At 48.5% G+C, this 17,266-nt stretch carries 15 protein-coding genes; 9 read left to right on the top strand and 6 right to left on the bottom strand.

Translation table 11 applies throughout. The features are described 5' to 3' along the window. The first annotated feature begins 1 nt into the window (after position 1). The 4 genes from C8U37_RS05525 (at position 2) to C8U37_RS05510 (ending at position 5,022) form a co-directional block, all read left to right on the top strand. Complete coding sequence (locus C8U37_RS05525) at positions 2 to 1,048, top strand: NAD(P)H-dependent glycerol-3-phosphate dehydrogenase (RefSeq protein WP_108032261.1); 1,047 nt, start codon at positions 2 to 4, stop codon at positions 1,046 to 1,048. After that, positions 1,045 to 1,938 carry a UTP--glucose-1-phosphate uridylyltransferase GalU gene (gene galU / locus C8U37_RS05520; protein ID WP_086629367.1) on the top strand — a complete coding sequence of 298 codons (894 nt, stop codon included), beginning with the start codon at positions 1,045 to 1,047 and terminating at the stop codon, positions 1,936 to 1,938. Before C8U37_RS05525 ends, galU begins: the two co-directional genes overlap by 4 nt. A 217-nt stretch (positions 1,939 to 2,155) precedes the next feature. Beyond that, a complete protein-coding gene (trxB, locus tag C8U37_RS05515; protein WP_108032260.1) occupies positions 2,156 to 3,127 on the top strand; it encodes a thioredoxin-disulfide reductase in 972 nt (323 codons plus the stop codon). Positions 3,128 to 3,294: 167 nt separating this feature from the next. Continuing rightward, positions 3,295 to 5,022: a phospho-sugar mutase gene (locus C8U37_RS05510; protein WP_108032259.1), complete on the top strand. Its 1,728-nt coding sequence runs from the start codon at positions 3,295 to 3,297 to the stop codon at positions 5,020 to 5,022. Between the two features lie 336 nt (positions 5,023 to 5,358). Here the strand turns inward: C8U37_RS05510 and C8U37_RS05505 are convergent, their stop codons facing one another. The 6 genes from C8U37_RS05505 to C8U37_RS05480 all read right to left on the bottom strand — a co-directional run bounded on the left by C8U37_RS05505 (position 5,359) and on the right by C8U37_RS05480 (position 11,666). Continuing rightward, entirely contained in the window at positions 5,359 to 5,979 is a 621-nt protein-coding gene (locus tag C8U37_RS05505; RefSeq protein ID WP_108032258.1) for an NAD(P)H-dependent oxidoreductase, read from the bottom strand. Between the two features lie 153 nt (positions 5,980 to 6,132). Continuing rightward, positions 6,133 to 8,010: an asparagine synthase (glutamine-hydrolyzing) gene (gene asnB, locus C8U37_RS05500; RefSeq protein ID WP_108032257.1), complete on the bottom strand. Its 1,878-nt coding sequence runs from the start codon at positions 8,008 to 8,010 to the stop codon at positions 6,133 to 6,135. A gap of 202 nt (positions 8,011 to 8,212) precedes the next feature. Continuing rightward, positions 8,213 to 8,890, bottom strand: coding sequence for an ABC transporter permease (locus C8U37_RS05495; protein WP_281257487.1), 678 nt, complete (start codon positions 8,888 to 8,890; stop codon positions 8,213 to 8,215). Then, entirely contained in the window at positions 8,887 to 9,837 is a 951-nt protein-coding gene (locus C8U37_RS05490) for an osmoprotectant ABC transporter substrate-binding protein (RefSeq protein ID WP_211306135.1), read from the bottom strand. Before C8U37_RS05490 ends, C8U37_RS05495 begins: the two co-directional genes overlap by 4 nt. 2 nt (positions 9,838 to 9,839) lie before the next feature. Then, positions 9,840 to 10,478, bottom strand: a complete 639-nt coding sequence (locus tag C8U37_RS05485; protein WP_108032254.1) for an ABC transporter permease — start codon at positions 10,476 to 10,478, stop codon at positions 9,840 to 9,842. A 6-nt stretch (positions 10,479 to 10,484) separates the two neighbouring features. Continuing rightward, positions 10,485 to 11,666: a betaine/proline/choline family ABC transporter ATP-binding protein gene (locus tag C8U37_RS05480; protein ID WP_108032253.1), complete on the bottom strand. Its 1,182-nt coding sequence runs from the start codon at positions 11,664 to 11,666 to the stop codon at positions 10,485 to 10,487. Between the two features lie 386 nt (positions 11,667 to 12,052). Here C8U37_RS05480 and glpK point away from each other — a divergent pair, with 386 nt between their 5' ends. The 5 genes from glpK (at position 12,053) to C8U37_RS05455 (ending at position 17,255) form a co-directional block, all read left to right on the top strand. Continuing rightward, a complete protein-coding gene (gene glpK / locus C8U37_RS05475; protein WP_108032252.1) occupies positions 12,053 to 13,564 on the top strand; it encodes a glycerol kinase GlpK in 1,512 nt (503 codons plus the stop codon). 371 nt (positions 13,565 to 13,935) lie between these two features. Further along, the gene (gene rapZ, locus C8U37_RS05470) at positions 13,936 to 14,826 is read left to right on the top strand and encodes an RNase adapter RapZ (RefSeq protein WP_108032251.1); all 891 of its coding nucleotides are present in this window, start codon (positions 13,936 to 13,938) and stop codon (positions 14,824 to 14,826) included. Further along, on the top strand, positions 14,823 to 15,821 hold the full coding sequence (locus C8U37_RS05465) for a gluconeogenesis factor YvcK family protein (protein ID WP_108032250.1): 999 nt from the start codon (positions 14,823 to 14,825) through the stop codon (positions 15,819 to 15,821). Before rapZ ends, C8U37_RS05465 begins: the two co-directional genes overlap by 4 nt. 42 nt (positions 15,822 to 15,863) lie before the next feature. Continuing rightward, positions 15,864 to 16,805, top strand: coding sequence for a DNA-binding protein WhiA (gene whiA / locus C8U37_RS05460; RefSeq protein ID WP_108032249.1), 942 nt, complete (start codon positions 15,864 to 15,866; stop codon positions 16,803 to 16,805). A 114-nt stretch (positions 16,806 to 16,919) separates the two neighbouring features. Further along, on the top strand, positions 16,920 to 17,255 hold the full coding sequence (locus tag C8U37_RS05455) for a single-stranded DNA-binding protein (RefSeq protein WP_086943731.1): 336 nt from the start codon (positions 16,920 to 16,922) through the stop codon (positions 17,253 to 17,255). Positions 17,256 to 17,266 lie beyond the last annotated feature (11 nt).

Genomic DNA, 17,266 nt, shown 5'->3' with positions numbered 1-17,266 from the left:
AATGAAACAAAAAGTCGCCGTATTAGGGGCAGGATCTTGGGGTACCGCCTTATCCATGGTATTGGATGAGAATGGACATGATGTCCGGCTTTGGGGGAATGACCCGAAACAAATCAAAGAAATCAACGAACAGCATACGAATGAGCATTACTTGCCGGGTGCCAAGTTGAGTGAAGCGATTGTGGCGTTCACGGATCTGAAAGCCGCGATCAAAGAAGCAGATGCGCTCTTGTTTGTATTACCGACAAAAGCGATCCGCGTGGTCGCAAAAGAAGTGGCAGCGTTGTTGGACGGCCAAACAAAGCCGCATCTGATCCACGCCAGCAAAGGGTTGGAGCAGGACACGCATAAAAGGATTTCCGTCATCATCCAGGAAGAGATTCCGGCTGAAAAATACGATAGCTTAGTCGTCCTTTCCGGACCGAGCCATGCGGAGGAAGTCGCCAAAAAGGACATCACAACGATCACTGCCGCTTCCGAGGACGAAGAGGATGCAGGTTATGTGCAAAAACTGTTCATGAATCCCTACTTCCGGGTCTACCGGAACACGGATGTCATCGGTGTTGAGTTGGGTGCTGCTTTGAAGAACATCATCGCTGTTGGTGCCGGTGCGCTCCATGGATTGGGTTATGGCGATAATGCAAAAGCGGCTTTGATGACGCGCGGATTGGCAGAAATCAGCCGGTTGGGAATTGCTTTCGGTGCCGATCCCATGACATTCTTCGGTTTGAGCGGGGTAGGCGATCTGATCGTAACCGGAACAAGCCGCCATTCGCGTAACTGGAGAGCCGGGGATCTGATCGGTAAAGGGCACGACCTGGATGAGGTGCTGAACAATATGGGCATGGTCGTTGAAGGCGTGGCGACTACAAAAGCCGCTTATGAATTGGCACAGGAAAAAGGCATCGAAATGCCGATCACGGAAGCCATCTATAAAGTGTTGTACGAGAAAGTTGATGTCAAAAAAGCAATCGAGGAATTGATGCTGCGCGAAGGCAAAGCGGAACAATCTTCTCAAAATGTGGAAAAGGGGAGCCAGTCAATATGAAGAAAGTCAGAAAAGCAGTGATTCCTGCTGCGGGATTCGGAACACGTTTTTTACCGGCAACGAAAGCGATGGCAAAAGAAATGTTGCCGATCGTCGATAAGCCGACCATTCAATTCATCGTTGAAGAAGCAATCGCATCAGGTATCGAGGATATCCTGATCGTAACCGGAAAAAGCAAACGTCCGATTGAAGACCATTTTGATTCGAACATTGAGTTGGAAGCGAATCTGCGCGAAAAAGGCAAAAATGAACTGCTTGAATTGGTGCAGGAAACGACCGGTTTGCGCATCCATTTCGTCCGCCAATCTTATCCATTGGGATTGGGCCATGCGGTTCTGCAGGCAAAAGCCTTTGTCGGGGATGAGCCTTTCGTTGTCATGCTTGGGGATGATCTGATGGAAGACGAAGTGCCGTTGACCAAACAGTTGATGGATGCTTACGAGCGCACACATGCTTCGAACATCGCCGTGATGGAAGTGCCGCATGAAGAAACATCCAAATACGGCATCATCGATCCGGATCAGGAACTGGAACCAGGCCTGTTCAACGTCCGCCGATTTGTCGAAAAACCGAATCCAGAAGATGCGCCGAGCAATTTGGCTATCATCGGCCGCTACTTGCTGACTCCGGAAATTTTTGAAATTCTGGAAAATCAAAATCCGGGTGCCGGCGGAGAAATCCAATTGACCGACGCCATCGATACTTTGAACCAAACGCAGCGCGTCTTCGCAAAACGCTTCGACGGCAAGCGCTTTGATGTCGGAGACAAATTCGGCTTCCTGACGACAAGCATTTCTTACGGTCTGACCCATCCGGAAATAAAGGATAAATTGAAAAATTATTTGGTGGAGCTGGGCGAAAAGTTGGCTGCCGAGGACGAAGGCAAATAGCCATTCAGGCAATCCAAACCAATTGATTGTTGAATAAAAAAATAAGAGAGGCCGAGCCATCAATCGTTCTGCGATTCATGGTTTGGCTTCTTCTCCATTAATTTAGGGCCTTGAGCAGAATTGTGGCACAAAAAATAAAGTCAGAGTAAACTGTATAAGAATCAGGTTTCGGCATTAGCCCGGAACAGACTTAACACCAGAAGGAGATACACTAAACATGGAACAAACTGAAAAAATTTATGACGTCATCGTCATCGGAGCCGGACCAGGCGGAATGACCGCGGCGCTGTACGCATCCCGTTCGAATTTAAGCACCTTACTGTTGGAGCGCGGCATCCCGGGTGGGGAAATGAACAATACCGCTGAAGTCGAGAATTACCCTGGCTTCAAATCGATATTGGGTCCGGAATTGGCTGAAAGGATGTACGAAAGTACCATGCAATTTGGGGCAGAGCACGTTTATGGCGATGTAAAACGCATTGTTGTGGATGGCGATTACCGTATTATTGAAGCAGGCAAAAAATCCTATAAAACCCGCGCCGTCATCATTGCGACCGGTTCCTATCACCGCAAGTTGGGTGTTCCTGGTGAGGAACAGTACAACGGCCGAGGCGTTTCCTATTGTGCCGTCTGTGATGGGGCTTTCTTCAAAGGCAAAAAATTGGCTGTAGTCGGAGGCGGAGATTCTGCCGTAGAGGAAGGGACTTATTTGACGCAATTCGCGGACGTAAACATCGTGCACAGACGTGATGAGTTGCGCGCTCAAAAAATCATCCAGGATCGTGCTTTCAAAAATGAAAAAGTTTCCTTTACTTGGGATTCTTTTGTGGAAGAAATCAAGGGCGACGGACAAAAAGTCACGGGCGTAGTGATCAAAAACAAAAACACCAATGAAATCACCGAAAAAGCCGTGGATGGTGTCTTTATCTATGTCGGCATCTTGCCGCAATCGGATGCCTTCCGTGATCTCGGGATCACGGATGAAGAAGGTTGGATCATCACGAATGAGCATATGGAGACGGCTATTCCGGGCATCTTTGCCATCGGGGATGTGCGCCAGAAACTTCTGCGCCAAATCACGACTGCCGTCGGAGACGGCGGGGAAGCCGGGAACCGCGCTTTTGCTTACATCGAAGACCTGCATGATCGTCTGGCAGCTGCCGAAGCGGCTGCCGAGACAGCTGACTGAACAAACATCAGAGCGACAGTAAATTTGTTGTCACACCGATAAATAGCATCAAAGTTCATGCTCTGATTTCAGAGCGTGAACTTTTTTTGTAGATTCCATGTTTTCGCTCAAATGGCATGTAAATAATGTTATAATATAGCTAAACTAATATGGGAAGGATGATGAAAATGTCTTATCAAGAAACCATCGCACAATGGAATAATTTTGCCTTATTAGAATCTACATTAAAAGAAGAATTAAAGTCTTTGGAGGGAAATGAAGAAGCACTGAAAGATGCTTTTTTTGCTCCGCTGGAATTCGGAACTGCGGGCATGCGCGGTATCCTGGGGGTCGGAATCAATCGGATGAACATCTACACAGTACGCCAAGCGACCGAAGGATTGGCTCGTTTGATGGAGGCGAAAGGTGAAGAAGAGAAAAAACGCGGCGTCGCGATCGCATACGATTCCAGACACCAATCTCCCGAGTTCGCGATGGAGGCAGCGAAGACATTGGGTGCGCACGGCATTCCGGCTTTCGTTTTTGAAAGCTTGCGTCCAACACCTGAATTATCCTTTGCGGTAAGACATTTGAATGCGCTAACGGGCATCATGATCACAGCGAGCCATAACCCGGCTGATTACAACGGCTACAAAGTTTACGGAGATGATGGCGGCCAGATGACTCCTGACGATGCGGATGCTTTGACTGAATATGTAAGAGCAATCGAAAATCCGCTGACGATCGAAGTTGGTGATGAAGCAGAGCTGAAAGCAGCCGGTTTGATCAAAATGCTTGGGGAAGAGATCGACGCAGCTTACCTTGAGCTGGTCAAAACAGTGACCGTCGATCCTGCCCTTGTCCATGAAATGAGCAAAGAAATGAAATTGGTCTTCACGCCTCTTCATGGGACCGGGCAGATGATGGGTGAGCGTGCCTTGCAGAACGCCGGTTTTGAAGGCATCTATCTCGTGCCGGAACAGGCAGTGGCCGATCCGAACTTCTCCACTGTGAAATCACCGAATCCAGAAGAAGCAGGCGCATTCGAATACGCCATCAAACTGGGTACGGAACTGGATGCTGATATTTTGGTCGCGACCGATCCGGATGCAGACCGCTTAGGTGCAGCCGTCCGTAAAGCAAAAGGCGAGTACGTTGTCTTGACCGGGAACCAGATTGCTTCCTTGATGCTGGATTACTTGTTGCATGCCAAAAAAGCGGCCGGCACATTGCCTGTCAACGGAACAGCTCTGAAATCGATTGTATCCAGCGAGTTGCCGACCGCAATCGCAAAATCTTACGGTGCGGATATGGTGGATGTTCTGACCGGATTCAAATTCATTGCAGAAAAAATCAAGCAGTACGAAGAAGACCACAGCAAGGAATTCTTGTTCGGTTTCGAGGAAAGCTACGGCTATCTGGCAAAACCGTTCGTCCGCGACAAAGACGCTATCCAAGCTCTAGTATTGATTGCTGAAGTAGCGGCTTACTACAAGAAAAAAGGCCAAACGCTGTATGACGGCTTGGTCGAAATCTTCGAAACGCACGGCTACTATAAAGAACAGACAATTTCCGTCACGATGTCCGGCATCACTGGAGCAGAAAAAATCAAGGCGCTGATGGCTAAATTCCGTTCTGAAGCACCGGCAGACTTCGCAAGCATCGCCGTATCGATCACGGAAGACTTCGGTAACTCGACGAAGACCTTCCCTGATGGTTCAACTGAGAGCATCGATATGCCGAGCTCGAATGTGCTGAAATACTTCCTGGAAGATGGCAGTTGGATCGCCATCCGTCCAAGCGGAACAGAACCGAAAATCAAATTCTATATTGGTGCCAAAGCGGAAAGCCAATCCGCAGTCGATGAAAAAGTTGCTGCTTTCGAAGCAAGCATCCGCAGCCTGACTGCAGAATAATCCGGATATACGAACTGGGGTGGCTGTCTCAAAAATGAGACAGCCACCCGTTTTTTTTTGCGGATGCTGGCCGGAGGAGCGCTACGGAATGCGTGCGCTCCTCCGGTGAAGGATCCACTCACCGGAGAATGCCGCTAACAATCGTACTTAACTCCGATTAAGCCATTCTAACCGGAGAATACAAACCAGAATGTGGGTTGATCTCCGGCGAAGCCTGCGTTCGCCGGAGAAGAGCAGTTGCGGGTGGTCAAGCAACTGAAAGTGGTCTGCACAGGATGATACCGCATAAAGACGCAACGGGCTGTCTCATTTTGAGACAGCCCGTTGACGGATATATCAGAAAGTTTTGGCCAATTGTTTGGCTTTTTCGATCGCAGCCGCAACGATTTCATCGGCACGGTCCGGGTATGTGTCCATCCCTTCAACGAACAGTTGCGAAATTTCTTCGACTCCCAAGAAACGGAAAATGCTCTTGATGTACTGGCTGGCAGGGTCGCGTCCGTCGAAGATGCCTCCGTTTGCTTGGATATGCAGCAATTTTTTATCCGGGACCATTCCGACCGCTCCGGATTCCGTGTAACGGAATGTCTGTCCGGCGACAGTGATAGTATCGATCCACGTCTTCAGGCGACCTGGCACGTGCATGTTCCACAAAGGATTGGCGATGATGATCTTATCCATGGACAAGAAATCATCGGTGTAGTGATTGAAGAGCGTCACTTTTTCCTGCTGACGGGAAGTCAATTGATCAAACAGTACGCCTTTCGACAATTCTTTCCATGCAGTCAAAAGATCCCGGTCGATTTCAGGGATTGCGACTTCATAAAGATTCATGTCCTTGATGCGATCGTAAGGATTCACAGCTTTGTATTCCTCCAGAAAAGCATCCAAGACTTTCATGGAACGGGAGACGCTGCTGTCGAAAGGATGCGCGCGCACAACTAAAACTCTGGCCATAGAATAACCTTCTTTCCAATTTGTTATACATACATGATACCATTTACACGCAAAGATGAGAAAGCATAACCACTACCTGCAAACGAGAGGAACAGGTAAAAAAGAGAGTTACCCTTGTCGGGCAACTCTCTTTTTTATGTTCAATCAACAATTTTAAGCTACGAAAGCTTCCGCAGACAGAGGCGTTTCATCGATGAAGAAACGTTTGTACCAGACGAGGAAGATGTAGGCAGTCCAGATCTGGCGGCCGTAATCCAATTTCTTCGTATAGTTGTCATCGAGAATCTGCACAAGTTTGTCGGTGTCGAAAAATTCCGCCGCATAGTCTGAAGCGAAAGCTTTTCTGACTTCGTTGTAGAATTCTTCTTCACGCAGCCAGTGACGGATCGGAGTAGGGAAGCCCAACTTCGGACGTTTCGCCCATTCTTCCGGCAGGACATCGGCAGCCGCTCTGCGCAGCACATATTTCGTGTCGATTTCGTTGACGCGGTAATCGGAAGGGATGCGTTTCGCCAATTCCATGACTTCTTTATCCAGGAAAGGTACGCGCAGCTCCAACGAGTGCGCCATGCTCATCTTGTCGGCTTTCAACAGGATATCCCCAGGCATCCAAAGGTTCAGATCAAGATACTGCATCTTCGTCACATCATCCTGGCCTTTGACTTCGTCATAGATCGGTTTGGTGATCGAGCGGATATCCGGGCCGTTTTTGTAAGCCGGTTTCAGGATGTCGACTGCTTCTTCTTCATCCCAGACGATGGCCTGACCGATGAAGCGTTCTTCCACTTTTTGGCCGCCTTTGACCAGGAAGGTCGTCAGCGTATTCTTCGGCAGTTTGTGGGCCAATTTGCCGATGCCTTTTCTCAGGCTGTAAGGGACCTTTTCATAGGTCTCCATTTTCTTGGATGGTTCATACCAAGAGTAGCCGCCGAAAATTTCATCTGCGCCTTCACCCGAAAGTACGACCGTAACATCTTTCTTCGCCAATTCAGCCAAGAAATACAACGGAACGGAAGACGGATTCGATTGCGGTTCATCCATATGGTATTGGATGGTAGGCAGGGCATGGAAAGCTTCCTCAGGCGAGATGTACTTGCGGACATTCTCGATGCCGAGGATGTCGGAAAGGTCGGCAGCCTGGTTGGTTTCATTGAACATTTTTTCATATTCGGAGAAGCCGACCGAGAAGGATTTTTCCGGTTTCATCAAAGCTGTGATCAAGCTGGAATCGACACCGCCGGAAAGGAAAGCGCCTGTCTTCACGTCACTGATTTTGTGGGCGCGGACGGAATCGGCCATCGTTGCTTTGACTTCCTCCACATAGCTTTCCAAAGTGCCGTTTTCGGCATGGAATTTCTTGTCCCAATATTCGACCGTATGGATATCATTGCCTTTCAGCACCATATAATGCGCCGGCTTCAATTTGTGGACGCCTTTGAAGAAGGTTTCGCCCATCGAAGAATATTGCAGCGTCAAGTAAGGGCGCAAAGCATCTTTGTTCACTTCTTTGATGAAAGCAGGGTGAGCCAAAAATGACTTGATTTCAGAACCGAAAAGCAAGCTGCCGTCGGTTGTGTTTGTTGTATAGTACAACGGTTTGATGCCGAAGCCATCACGGGCGATGAACATCGTATCGTTCACCTTATCCCAGATCGCGAATGCGAACATGCCGCGCAGTTGCTTCACGAAGTCATAACCGTATTCTTTGTAGCCGTAGATCAAAACTTCACTGTCCGTTTTGGAATGGAAGATGTGCCCTTTTTGCTTCAGATCTTCGCGCAACTCCTGGAAGTTGAAGATTTCGCCGTTGAACACCAACACCAAATTTCCGTCGGCACTGTACATCGGTTGCTTCCCGTTATCGGAAAGATCGATGATGCTCAAGCGGCGGAAGCCTAACGTTACCTTGTCATCAGAATACATGCCGCCACTGTCTGGTCCGCGGTGGACGATTCTGTTCATCATACCTTCAATCACAGTCTGATGGTTCCATGCAGTCGATCCATGGATATATCCAACAAAACCACACATTTATACCACTCCTTAAGTATCTCTTGCTAGATCAGAATTTCTGTCCGTCTAGAGTCCAATCTATTCTATCACAAATGGAAAATCATTAAAAGAAATTATCCGATCGAGAAGGGCGGCGAAATTTCCAAAAATCAAAAAGACAAGGCGATCCATTTTGTCTGGAACCGCCTTGTCCTTCGATTTTACTGCTTATTTTGTGCGCTCAACGGTTGTGTTTGACTTTGCTGGAGGGATCCAGACGTTTTTCCATCAGACCCAGCAACCAATCGGCCAGAACGGCCATCAAGGCAGTGGGGATTGCGCCAGCCAGGATGATGGCTGTCCCGTTCGTCGCATTGACGCCGCGGGAAATGATGTCCCCCAAACCGCCGGCGCCGATGAAGGTGCCGATGGCGGTGATGCCGATTGCAACGACCAAGGCGTTCCGCAAGCCGGCCATGATGACGGAAAGCGACAACGGCAACTCGATCAGATAAGTCAATTGCATCCGCGTCATCCCCATGCCTTTACCCGTATCCAACAGGGCAGTATCGACATTCCGGACACCGGTATAGGTGTTTTTGATGATCGGCAGCAACGAATACAGGAAGACTGTCGCAATGACGGTATCCGACCCGAGCCCGAGTCCCAGCATCAATATGGACAACAGGGCCAGCGAAGGGATCGTCTGGATGACATTGGCGGCACCGATGATCCAAGCCGCCAGTTTTTTGTGGCGGGCAATCCAAAAACCGAGCGGAATCGCGACAATCGCCGCGAACAGCACCCCGTAAATGGAGATCAGAAAATGGCGGGTGAATTGTTCGAATACATAGCCGGCGTTTTCTCTATAATAATAGAGCAATTGCTGAAGTGTGTTCATTTCACTTAAGTTCATCATTTTCGCTCCTTTAGGGGTGTGACTTCTTTATCTTCAAAATAGTTGTTCTCTTCCAGGAAATTTTGCGCGACCGTTTGGGCTTCCACCAAATCGTTATCGACTTCATAGTTCATCGCCTGCATCATCTCATCCGTCACTGTGCCCTCCAATTTCAGAAGGAGGGTCTCCAGTTCAGGGTAAGCCTCAAGAATCTCTTTAGTGGCAACCGGACTGGCGTCGTATGGCGGGAACAGTTGCAGATCGTCTTCGAGAACAACCAAGTCGTAGCTTGCGATCCGTCCGTCAGTGGAGTAGCCCAAAACGATATCCATTTCGTCCGCCTGCAGGGCATCATAGACGAGACCGACCTGCATCGGATAGACACGCTGGAAGTCAAAACCGTATGTTTCTTTGAAAGCTTCATAACCGTCGCCTTCCCGCTCCATCCAGGAGTTGTCCACGCCGGCTCTCAGATTCGGTGCCAATGCCGCGAGGTCGCTGACAGTATCCAAATTGTTTTCTTCAGCGAATTCACGTGTCACCAAAAAGGCGTAGGTGTTTGCAAAACCGTAGGATGGGAACCAAACCTGATCGAAGTTTTCATCGAAGCCCTTTACGACCGTCTCGAAAGCCAATACGGGATCAGTGAGAGGGTCCATGCCCAACTCACCGGTCAGGGAGGTCCCTGTATAGCGCGCAGCAGAGACGTTCGCATCCCCACCAATCATCGCTTGATGATTCAGTGTCGAGGAGCCGAGATTATTGACCATATCCACGGAAGCATCGGGCAGATAGTGTTCGACCATCCCTCTGACCATATAGCTCAATATTTGCATTTCGGTCGTTGTCCCACCGGTGATGACGATGCCGTCATTGTTTACAGAGGCACCCAAACCAGGCAAGGAACAAGCCGCCAATAAAATTACCGTCAGCGGAAACAGCAACCATTTCCTAATTATTTTCTTCATGATCAGTTCCCTCCTTTTGCGGATGTTGTCTGTGGAGAAACGAATCGCTCAAGCTTTCCGAGAAGGAAGTCAGCCAGCAGAGCCAGAAAAGTAACCGGCAACGTTCCCCAAATGATCATTTCCTGATCGTATACATTCAATCCGTTAAAAATATAATCCCCTAAACCGCCGGCTCCGATATACGAAGCAAGCGTGGCCCAGGCAATGACATAGACACCGGCCAACCGGATTCCGGACATGATGACAGGAGCAGCCAAAGGCAATTTCACTTGCAGGATGATCTGGTTTTCGGTCATTCCCATTCCTTTTGCGGAATCAACAATATTGCTGTCCACATTTGAGATGCCGATGAACGTATTCCTCAGAATCGGCAACAAGGAATAGATGAACAAAGCTACAATCGCGGGAAGTTTTCCAATCCCGAAAAGAGGGATCATCAGGGCCAGCAAAGCCAAGGAAGGGACCGTCTGGAGAATCGAAACAAAACTGATGATGAAACCGGAATAGCGTTTAAAGCGCGTCAAGACGATGCCCAGAGGGACAGCGGCCAGAACGCCAAGCAGCAGGGCCAAGGCTGAAATGTAGAAATGCTCACCTGTTTTAAAGAGCAGCTCGGAACCGTTCGTTGTCAAAAAGTCCATTTTCCATCACCCCTTAACCGTTTCAATATCTGCAGTCGTCTCGATTACCTCTTCAGCCGGCATCTCGGGCTCCATGTCTCCCCAAATTGTATCGTAGACCATGTCCACAATGGAGGTACGCGTGATCAAACCGATCAGATGGTTCTTTTCATCAACGACAGGAATATTCTTGTAACCCAATTTCAGGATACGCTGCAAAGCATCCCGGACGAGTGTGCCTTCGCGGACAAAGGAAGCTTCACTCATGATTTCGCCAGCAGTGACCGGTTTGCGGCGGTTCTGGTTGATTGTTTCGACACTCAATATGCCCAACAAGACATCGTCCACATCTGTCACAAACAAGCTGTCTACACGACGCGTGCGCATCAGTTTGATCGCTTCGGACAGATTTTGATCGGCCGAAACGGATACCGGGCCACGGATCATAATCTGCTCAACTGTGCGGAAATTCGTGCGGGCTTGGCTGAGGCGTTCCTCGCCGAGGAAGTTTTCGACGAATTCGTTCGCAGGGTCCATCAGGATATTGTCGGGAGTATCAAATTGGACGACTTTTCCTTCCTGCATGATGACAATCCGGTCTGCCAGTTTCAAAGCTTCATCCATATCATGCGTGACGAAGATAACCGTTTTGCCCAATTCCTGCTGCAGCTGTTTGACGAGTTCCTGCAGTGAATCACGGGTGATCGGATCCAATGCTCCGAAAGGTTCATCCATCAAAATGATGTCCTGATCGGCTGCCAAAGCCCGGATAACACCGATGCGCTGTTGTTGGCCGCCAGACAGTTCGGATGGGTAGCGTTCCAAAAAATCCAACGGAAGATCTACTTTTTGGATCAGTTCTTCTGCAATTTTTCTTTGTTTTTCGACAGGCCATTTCAATAGTTTTGGGACCATAACGATGTTTTCGAAGATAGTCATGTGGGGCATCAGACCGATTTGCTGGATGACGTAGCCGATTTGGCGTCTCAGTTCCACCGCATTCATGTCCTTGATGTTTTTTCCGTCGATCAGAATTTCACCGGAGGAAGGTTCGATCATACGGTTGATCATCCGCATGGAGGTTGTTTTTCCGCTGCCGCTCGTCCCGATGAAGACAATAAATTCGCCATCGTTGAACGTCAGATTAAGAGAGTCCACAGCGATTTTCCCGCCTGGGAACTTTTTGGTTAAGTTTTTGAATTCTATCATGGGTTTCACCTCATATTTAATTTTTATTTCACAAATCTCTAATTCTACCTTACCCTGAAAGGAAGCGTTTTTGCAAATGATAAGGCTGCAATCTTGTGGAAATCGCTTGTTGTTGGTAGGGTTTCCATCGCTGTGGCAATAGTATATTTATGGCGAATATTTATATTTTGTGATTTGCAACTTCCTGATGACATAAAATTGCTGAAAGGTTGTTAAAATAGTTATATAAAATCCCATACATCAGGAATGGATAAAGAATAATAATTGGGATTCGCTCAAAAAAATGCTAGGATAATGGTGAAGTTAAATATGCGCATATGCGGATTTATGAGAACGTTTTCTTTCTTAACCAAGAAAAAATTTCAAGACAGGGAAGAGGAGTCCAAGTGGAAAAACAATACATCATGTCGATAGACCAAGGAACAACCAGCACACGCGCAATCATCTGGGACAAGAAGGGCACAATCATCTCTTCTTCGCAACGAGAATTGATGCAATATTATCCTGAGCCAGGTTGGGTGGAACACGACGCGAATGAAATCTGGATCAGTGTTCAGTCGGTCATAGCGGATGCTTTGATCAGGGGGGCCATCCGTCCGGAGGAAATTGCGGCAATAGGGGTAACGAATCAGCGCGAGACAACGGTTTTGTGGGACCGCGTTACCGGAATGCCGATCCATCATGCGATCGTTTGGCAATCCCGCCAGACTTCGGAAATCGCCGACAAACTGAAGCAGGAAGGGCATAACGACTTCATCCATGATAAAACCGGACTGATCATCGATTCCTACTTTTCCGCCACTAAAATCAAATGGTTGCTGGATCATATCCCGACTGCTCGTGAACGGGCCGAAAAGGGCGAACTGCTTTTCGGTACCATCGATACGTGGATTGTCTGGAAGCTGACAGGGAAAAAGGTGCACGTAACGGATGTTTCCAATGCCAGCCGAACGATGCTGTTCAATATTTACGACTTGAAATGGGATCCGGAAATCTTGGATTTGCTGGACATTCCGCGAACGTTGCTGCCTGAAGTCCGTTCTTCATCGGAAATATATGGTTATACCGAAGAAAATGATTTTTACGGTTCGCGCATCCCGATAGCCGGAATCGCCGGCGATCAACAAGCCGCTCTTTTCGGGCAGATCGGATTTGAACAAGGGATGGTGAAAAATACTTACGGTACCGGTGCGTTCATTGTTATGAACACAGGCCTTACACCGGTGAAATCGGAGAATGGCCTGCTTACGACGATCGCCTACGGGTTGAACGGCGAAGTGACGTATGCCCTTGAGGGGAGCATCTTTGTGGCTGGATCGGCCTTGCAATGGCTGCGGGATGAAGCGCAATTGATCCGGACCGCTGCGGAATCGGAGGAATATGCTGAATTACTTGAATCGAACGAAAATGTCTACATGGTTCCGGCGTTTGTCGGGCTGGGAGCACCGTATTGGGATCAGGACGTACGTGGTGCTTTCTTTGGATTGACGAGAGGGACTTCGAAAGCGCACCTGATCCGTGCGACGCTCGAATCGTTGGCCTACCAGACGAAAGACGTTGTGGACACGATGCAGAAGGATTCCGGACTGGTCATCACGAACATGCGCGTCGACGGAGGTGCAGCCCACAACAACTTCCTGATGCAATTCCAAAGCAACCTTCTGAACACAACTTTGACTCGCTCCAAAGTGATGGAGACAACCGCACTGGGAGCCGCATACTTGGCAGGATTGGCAGTAGGCTTCTGGAAGGACACCGATGACATCATCAAAAATTGGGAACCCGATTGCGAATTCCATCCGAATATGCCTGCTGAAGTGCGCGAAGACCTCTATGCCGGCTGGCAAAATGCAGTAGCCGCCGCCCGCCACTTCAAACATAAAACAAAAAGAGCGTGATGATTCGCGTTTAGGGGATGAGCACTAAGAGGCTATTACGAGAACGGACGCTTTTTGTCCGTGACGTAATAGCAACTTAGGCGGAATCCCCTGCGAATCAGAACGCGTTTAGAAAGAGCGTGATGATTCGCGTTCAGATACCCGAACGTTGGAGTAACCTGCAGCCGTTTACCTCTTTTGTGAACGACTGCAGGTTGCGAAACGGTAGTAGTATCTGCGAATCAGAACGCGTTTAGAAAGAGCCATGACAAATCCCGACCAGTTCCCAAAAGACCGGAAAACTTAAGAAACACTAAAATATTCAGAAACAGACAAATGATACACCCGGTATGTTATAATGAGTATATATATTTTTGACTGGAGGAATTATAATGGCAGACACTCTCGAATTGGTAGTCATAACGGGGATGAGCGGCGCCGGAAAAACGGTGGCCTTGCAGACATTTGAAGATTTAGGCTATTTTTGTATAGATAATATGCCCCCAAGTTTATTACCGAAATTTTGGGAGCTTGTAAAGGAATCGGGTAAAATCAGCCGGATCTGCTTAGTGATCGATCTGCGCTCACGCGCTTTCTTTGAAGAAATCATGTCTGCTGTGGACAGTTTGGACAATACTTCCTTCATCACAACTAAGGTCATTTTCCTTGATTCAAAGGACGATGTGCTTGTTTCCCGATACAAAGAGACAAGAAGAAGCCATCCCTTGACCCAATCAGGCGGAACCGTGTTGGAAGGGATCCGCAAAGAGAGGGAACTGCTTGAGGACATCCGCAATCGGTCGCAGTTGGTCATCGATACGAGCGAAACAACACCGCGCCAATTACGGGAGCGTCTGCTGGATACTTTCAAAGTGGATGATAAGGATGTTTTTCATATCGAAGTCGTCTCTTTCGGTTTCAAATATGGCTTGCCGATTGATGCCGACATCGTCATGGATGTCCGCTTCCTGCCGAATCCGCATTACGTTGATGAACTGCGTCCGTTGACGGGACTGGATAAGCCTGTCTACGATTATGTCATGAAGCAATCGGAGACGGAAATATTTTACAAGAAATTCATCGATCTGTTGGAATACATCATTCCCGGTTATAAAAAAGAAGGCAAGACCAGCGTGAACATCGCCATCGGCTGCACAGGCGGACAACACCGCTCGGTCGCATTGGCGGAACGCACCAGTGTGCAATTGAAGAGTGCGGGCTATCAAGTGAATACGACCCATCGTGATCGGAATAAACGCAAAGAGACGGTGAATCGGTCATGAGTCAAAACCCGAGCAGAACGAAGAAAATCGTCGTTATCGGCGGCGGAACGGGCTTGCCGGTCATTCTGGAAGAACTGAAGAACCACAACACGGATATCACCGCCATCGTCACGGTGGCTGATGATGGCGGCAGCAGTGGTATCATCCGCGACCATGTCAACATTGTGCCTCCCGGGGATATCCGCAACTGCCTGATTGCGCTCTCTGATATGCCAAAATTGGAAAAGGACATTTTCCAGTACCGTTTCGATTCAAAGGATTCCTTCATTTCTGGGCACGCAATCGGAAACCTCGTCATCGTGGCCCTGACTGAAATGAAAGGGAACATTTTTGATGCCATTCGATTGCTGTCCGTCATGATGGGTGTAAAAGGCAAAATTTATGCCGCAGCTGATGAGCCGCTCTCACTCTACGCAGAGTTCAAGGACGGTACGGTCATCAAAGGCGAGTCGAAAATCGCAAATGGCCGCAAAAAAATCGAACGGGTGTATGTCAAGCCGTTGGATGAAACAAGGGAGGCCGTCGCCTCCCGTCACGTCATCAACAGCATCCTGGAGGCGGATATGGTCGTCATCGGCCCGGGAAGCCTGTATACGAGCATTTTGCCTAACTTGATGATCAGTGACCTGGGGCAAGCGGTCATCGAGACCAAAGCCGAGAAAGTATACATCTGCAACATCATGACGCAATTGGGCGAGACAGAGGGCTTCAGCGATGCCGAGCACATCAAGGTATTGCATGACCATCTGAAAGCGAAATTCATCGACACCATCCTGGTGAACACGGAAAAAGTGCCGGATGAATACCTCAATCAACAAGCCGACGAAGAATATCTGTTGCAGGTACGCCATGATTTCAAAGGATTACGCGAAGAAAACTGCCGTGTCATTTCTGCGGATTTCCTGGATATGAAGAACGGTGGCGTGTACCACGACGGCAAAAAAGTCGTTTCGGAACTGATCAATCTGATCTCTAATATCAAAACTATCTGTTGACCTTTTTTCTGATCGAAAGAAGCTGTCGGAAAGGAGGCATATATGTCTTTTGCATCTGAAGTAAAAAAAGAATTAACAACATTGGAAGTGCACCGCGAACATGCGAAAGCCGAATTGACCGCGTTGATCAGGATGAGCGGATCGGTCAGCATCTATAATCAGTCATTTGTCCTGAATGTCCAGACAGAAAATGCGGCAATCGCCAGACGGATGTACATTCTCTTGAAGGATCACTACTCATTCGAAAGCGAATTGTTGGTGCGTCGTAAAATGAAGCTGAAGAAGAATAATGTCTATATTGTGCGCCTGAAGCAGGGCGTCACGGAATTGCTGAGTGATCTGAGCATTTTCGACGGGCTGTCCTTCAAGACGCAAGTTTCCGAGGATATCATGAACAATAACCAGAAGGAACGCTCTTATCTGCGCGGCGCATTTATGGCAGGGGGTTCGGTGAACAGCCCGGAAACGAGCCGTTACCATCTGGAAATCTATTCCAACTATGAAGACCACAACCAGGACATCTGCGATATGATGAATCACTTTGACCTGAATGCGCGGACGATCGAGCGCCGCAACGGATTCATCACTTATCTCAAGGAAGCCGAGAAGATTGCCGATTTTTTGGCACTGATTGGTGCCCATAATGCGATGATGAAGTTTGAGGACGTGCGGATTATCCGAGACATGCGCAATTCTGTCAATCGCCTCGTGAATTGCGAAAACGCGAATATGAACAAGACGATTGATGCGGCGGCAAAACAGATTGCCAACATCGAATTCATCGAAGCGACGGTAGGCCTGGGGAGATTGCCCGACAAGTTGAAGGAAATCGCCGTGATCCGCTTGGAAAATCCCGACATCAGCCTGAAGGAACTTGGTGAAATGATACCGAGCGGAGTCATATCCAAATCCGGCATCAACCACCGTTTGCGAAAAATAAACGACTACGCCGATTCTTTGCGGATGGGGAAAGCCGTCCGCTAATAAAAAAACCTGGAGACAAAGAAAAGTCTTTAGGTTTTTTTTACGGTAAAAAATCATGCCTCCTTTTTTGCGGATATTATAGGCAGTAAGTCAATCTGAAGGAGGAATGGAAGGATGAATCAAGTATCGTTAATCGGGCGGCTGGTGCGGCCCATCCAAGTGCAACAGGTCAATGGCGAAAGGCAAGTCTGCAACAATACGTTAGCTGTGCAGCGTTTAAGGAAAGCGGATGAAGGCCAACCGCAGGCGGATTTCATCCCTGTAGTTTTTTGGGGAGCGACCGCAAACTTGGTGGAGCAGTATTGCGCCAAAGGCAACCAGATTGGTGTCAATGGCCATTTGGTTTCGCGTTCTTATGTGAACAAGCAGGAACAGCACGTCTATGTGGTCGAGTTGGTCGTGGAAGAATTGTATTTCGTGGAAGCGAAAAGAGAACAGGAAGCAGTCTGATGCTTCTGCCG

Origin of the sequence: Trichococcus patagoniensis, from assembly GCF_003051085.1 — a bacterium.
GTDB lineage: Bacteria > Bacillota > Bacilli > Lactobacillales > Aerococcaceae > Trichococcus > Trichococcus patagoniensis.
The sequence above is the reverse complement of the archived record's forward strand: the minus strand, read 5'-3'. Positions and strand labels throughout refer to the sequence as shown.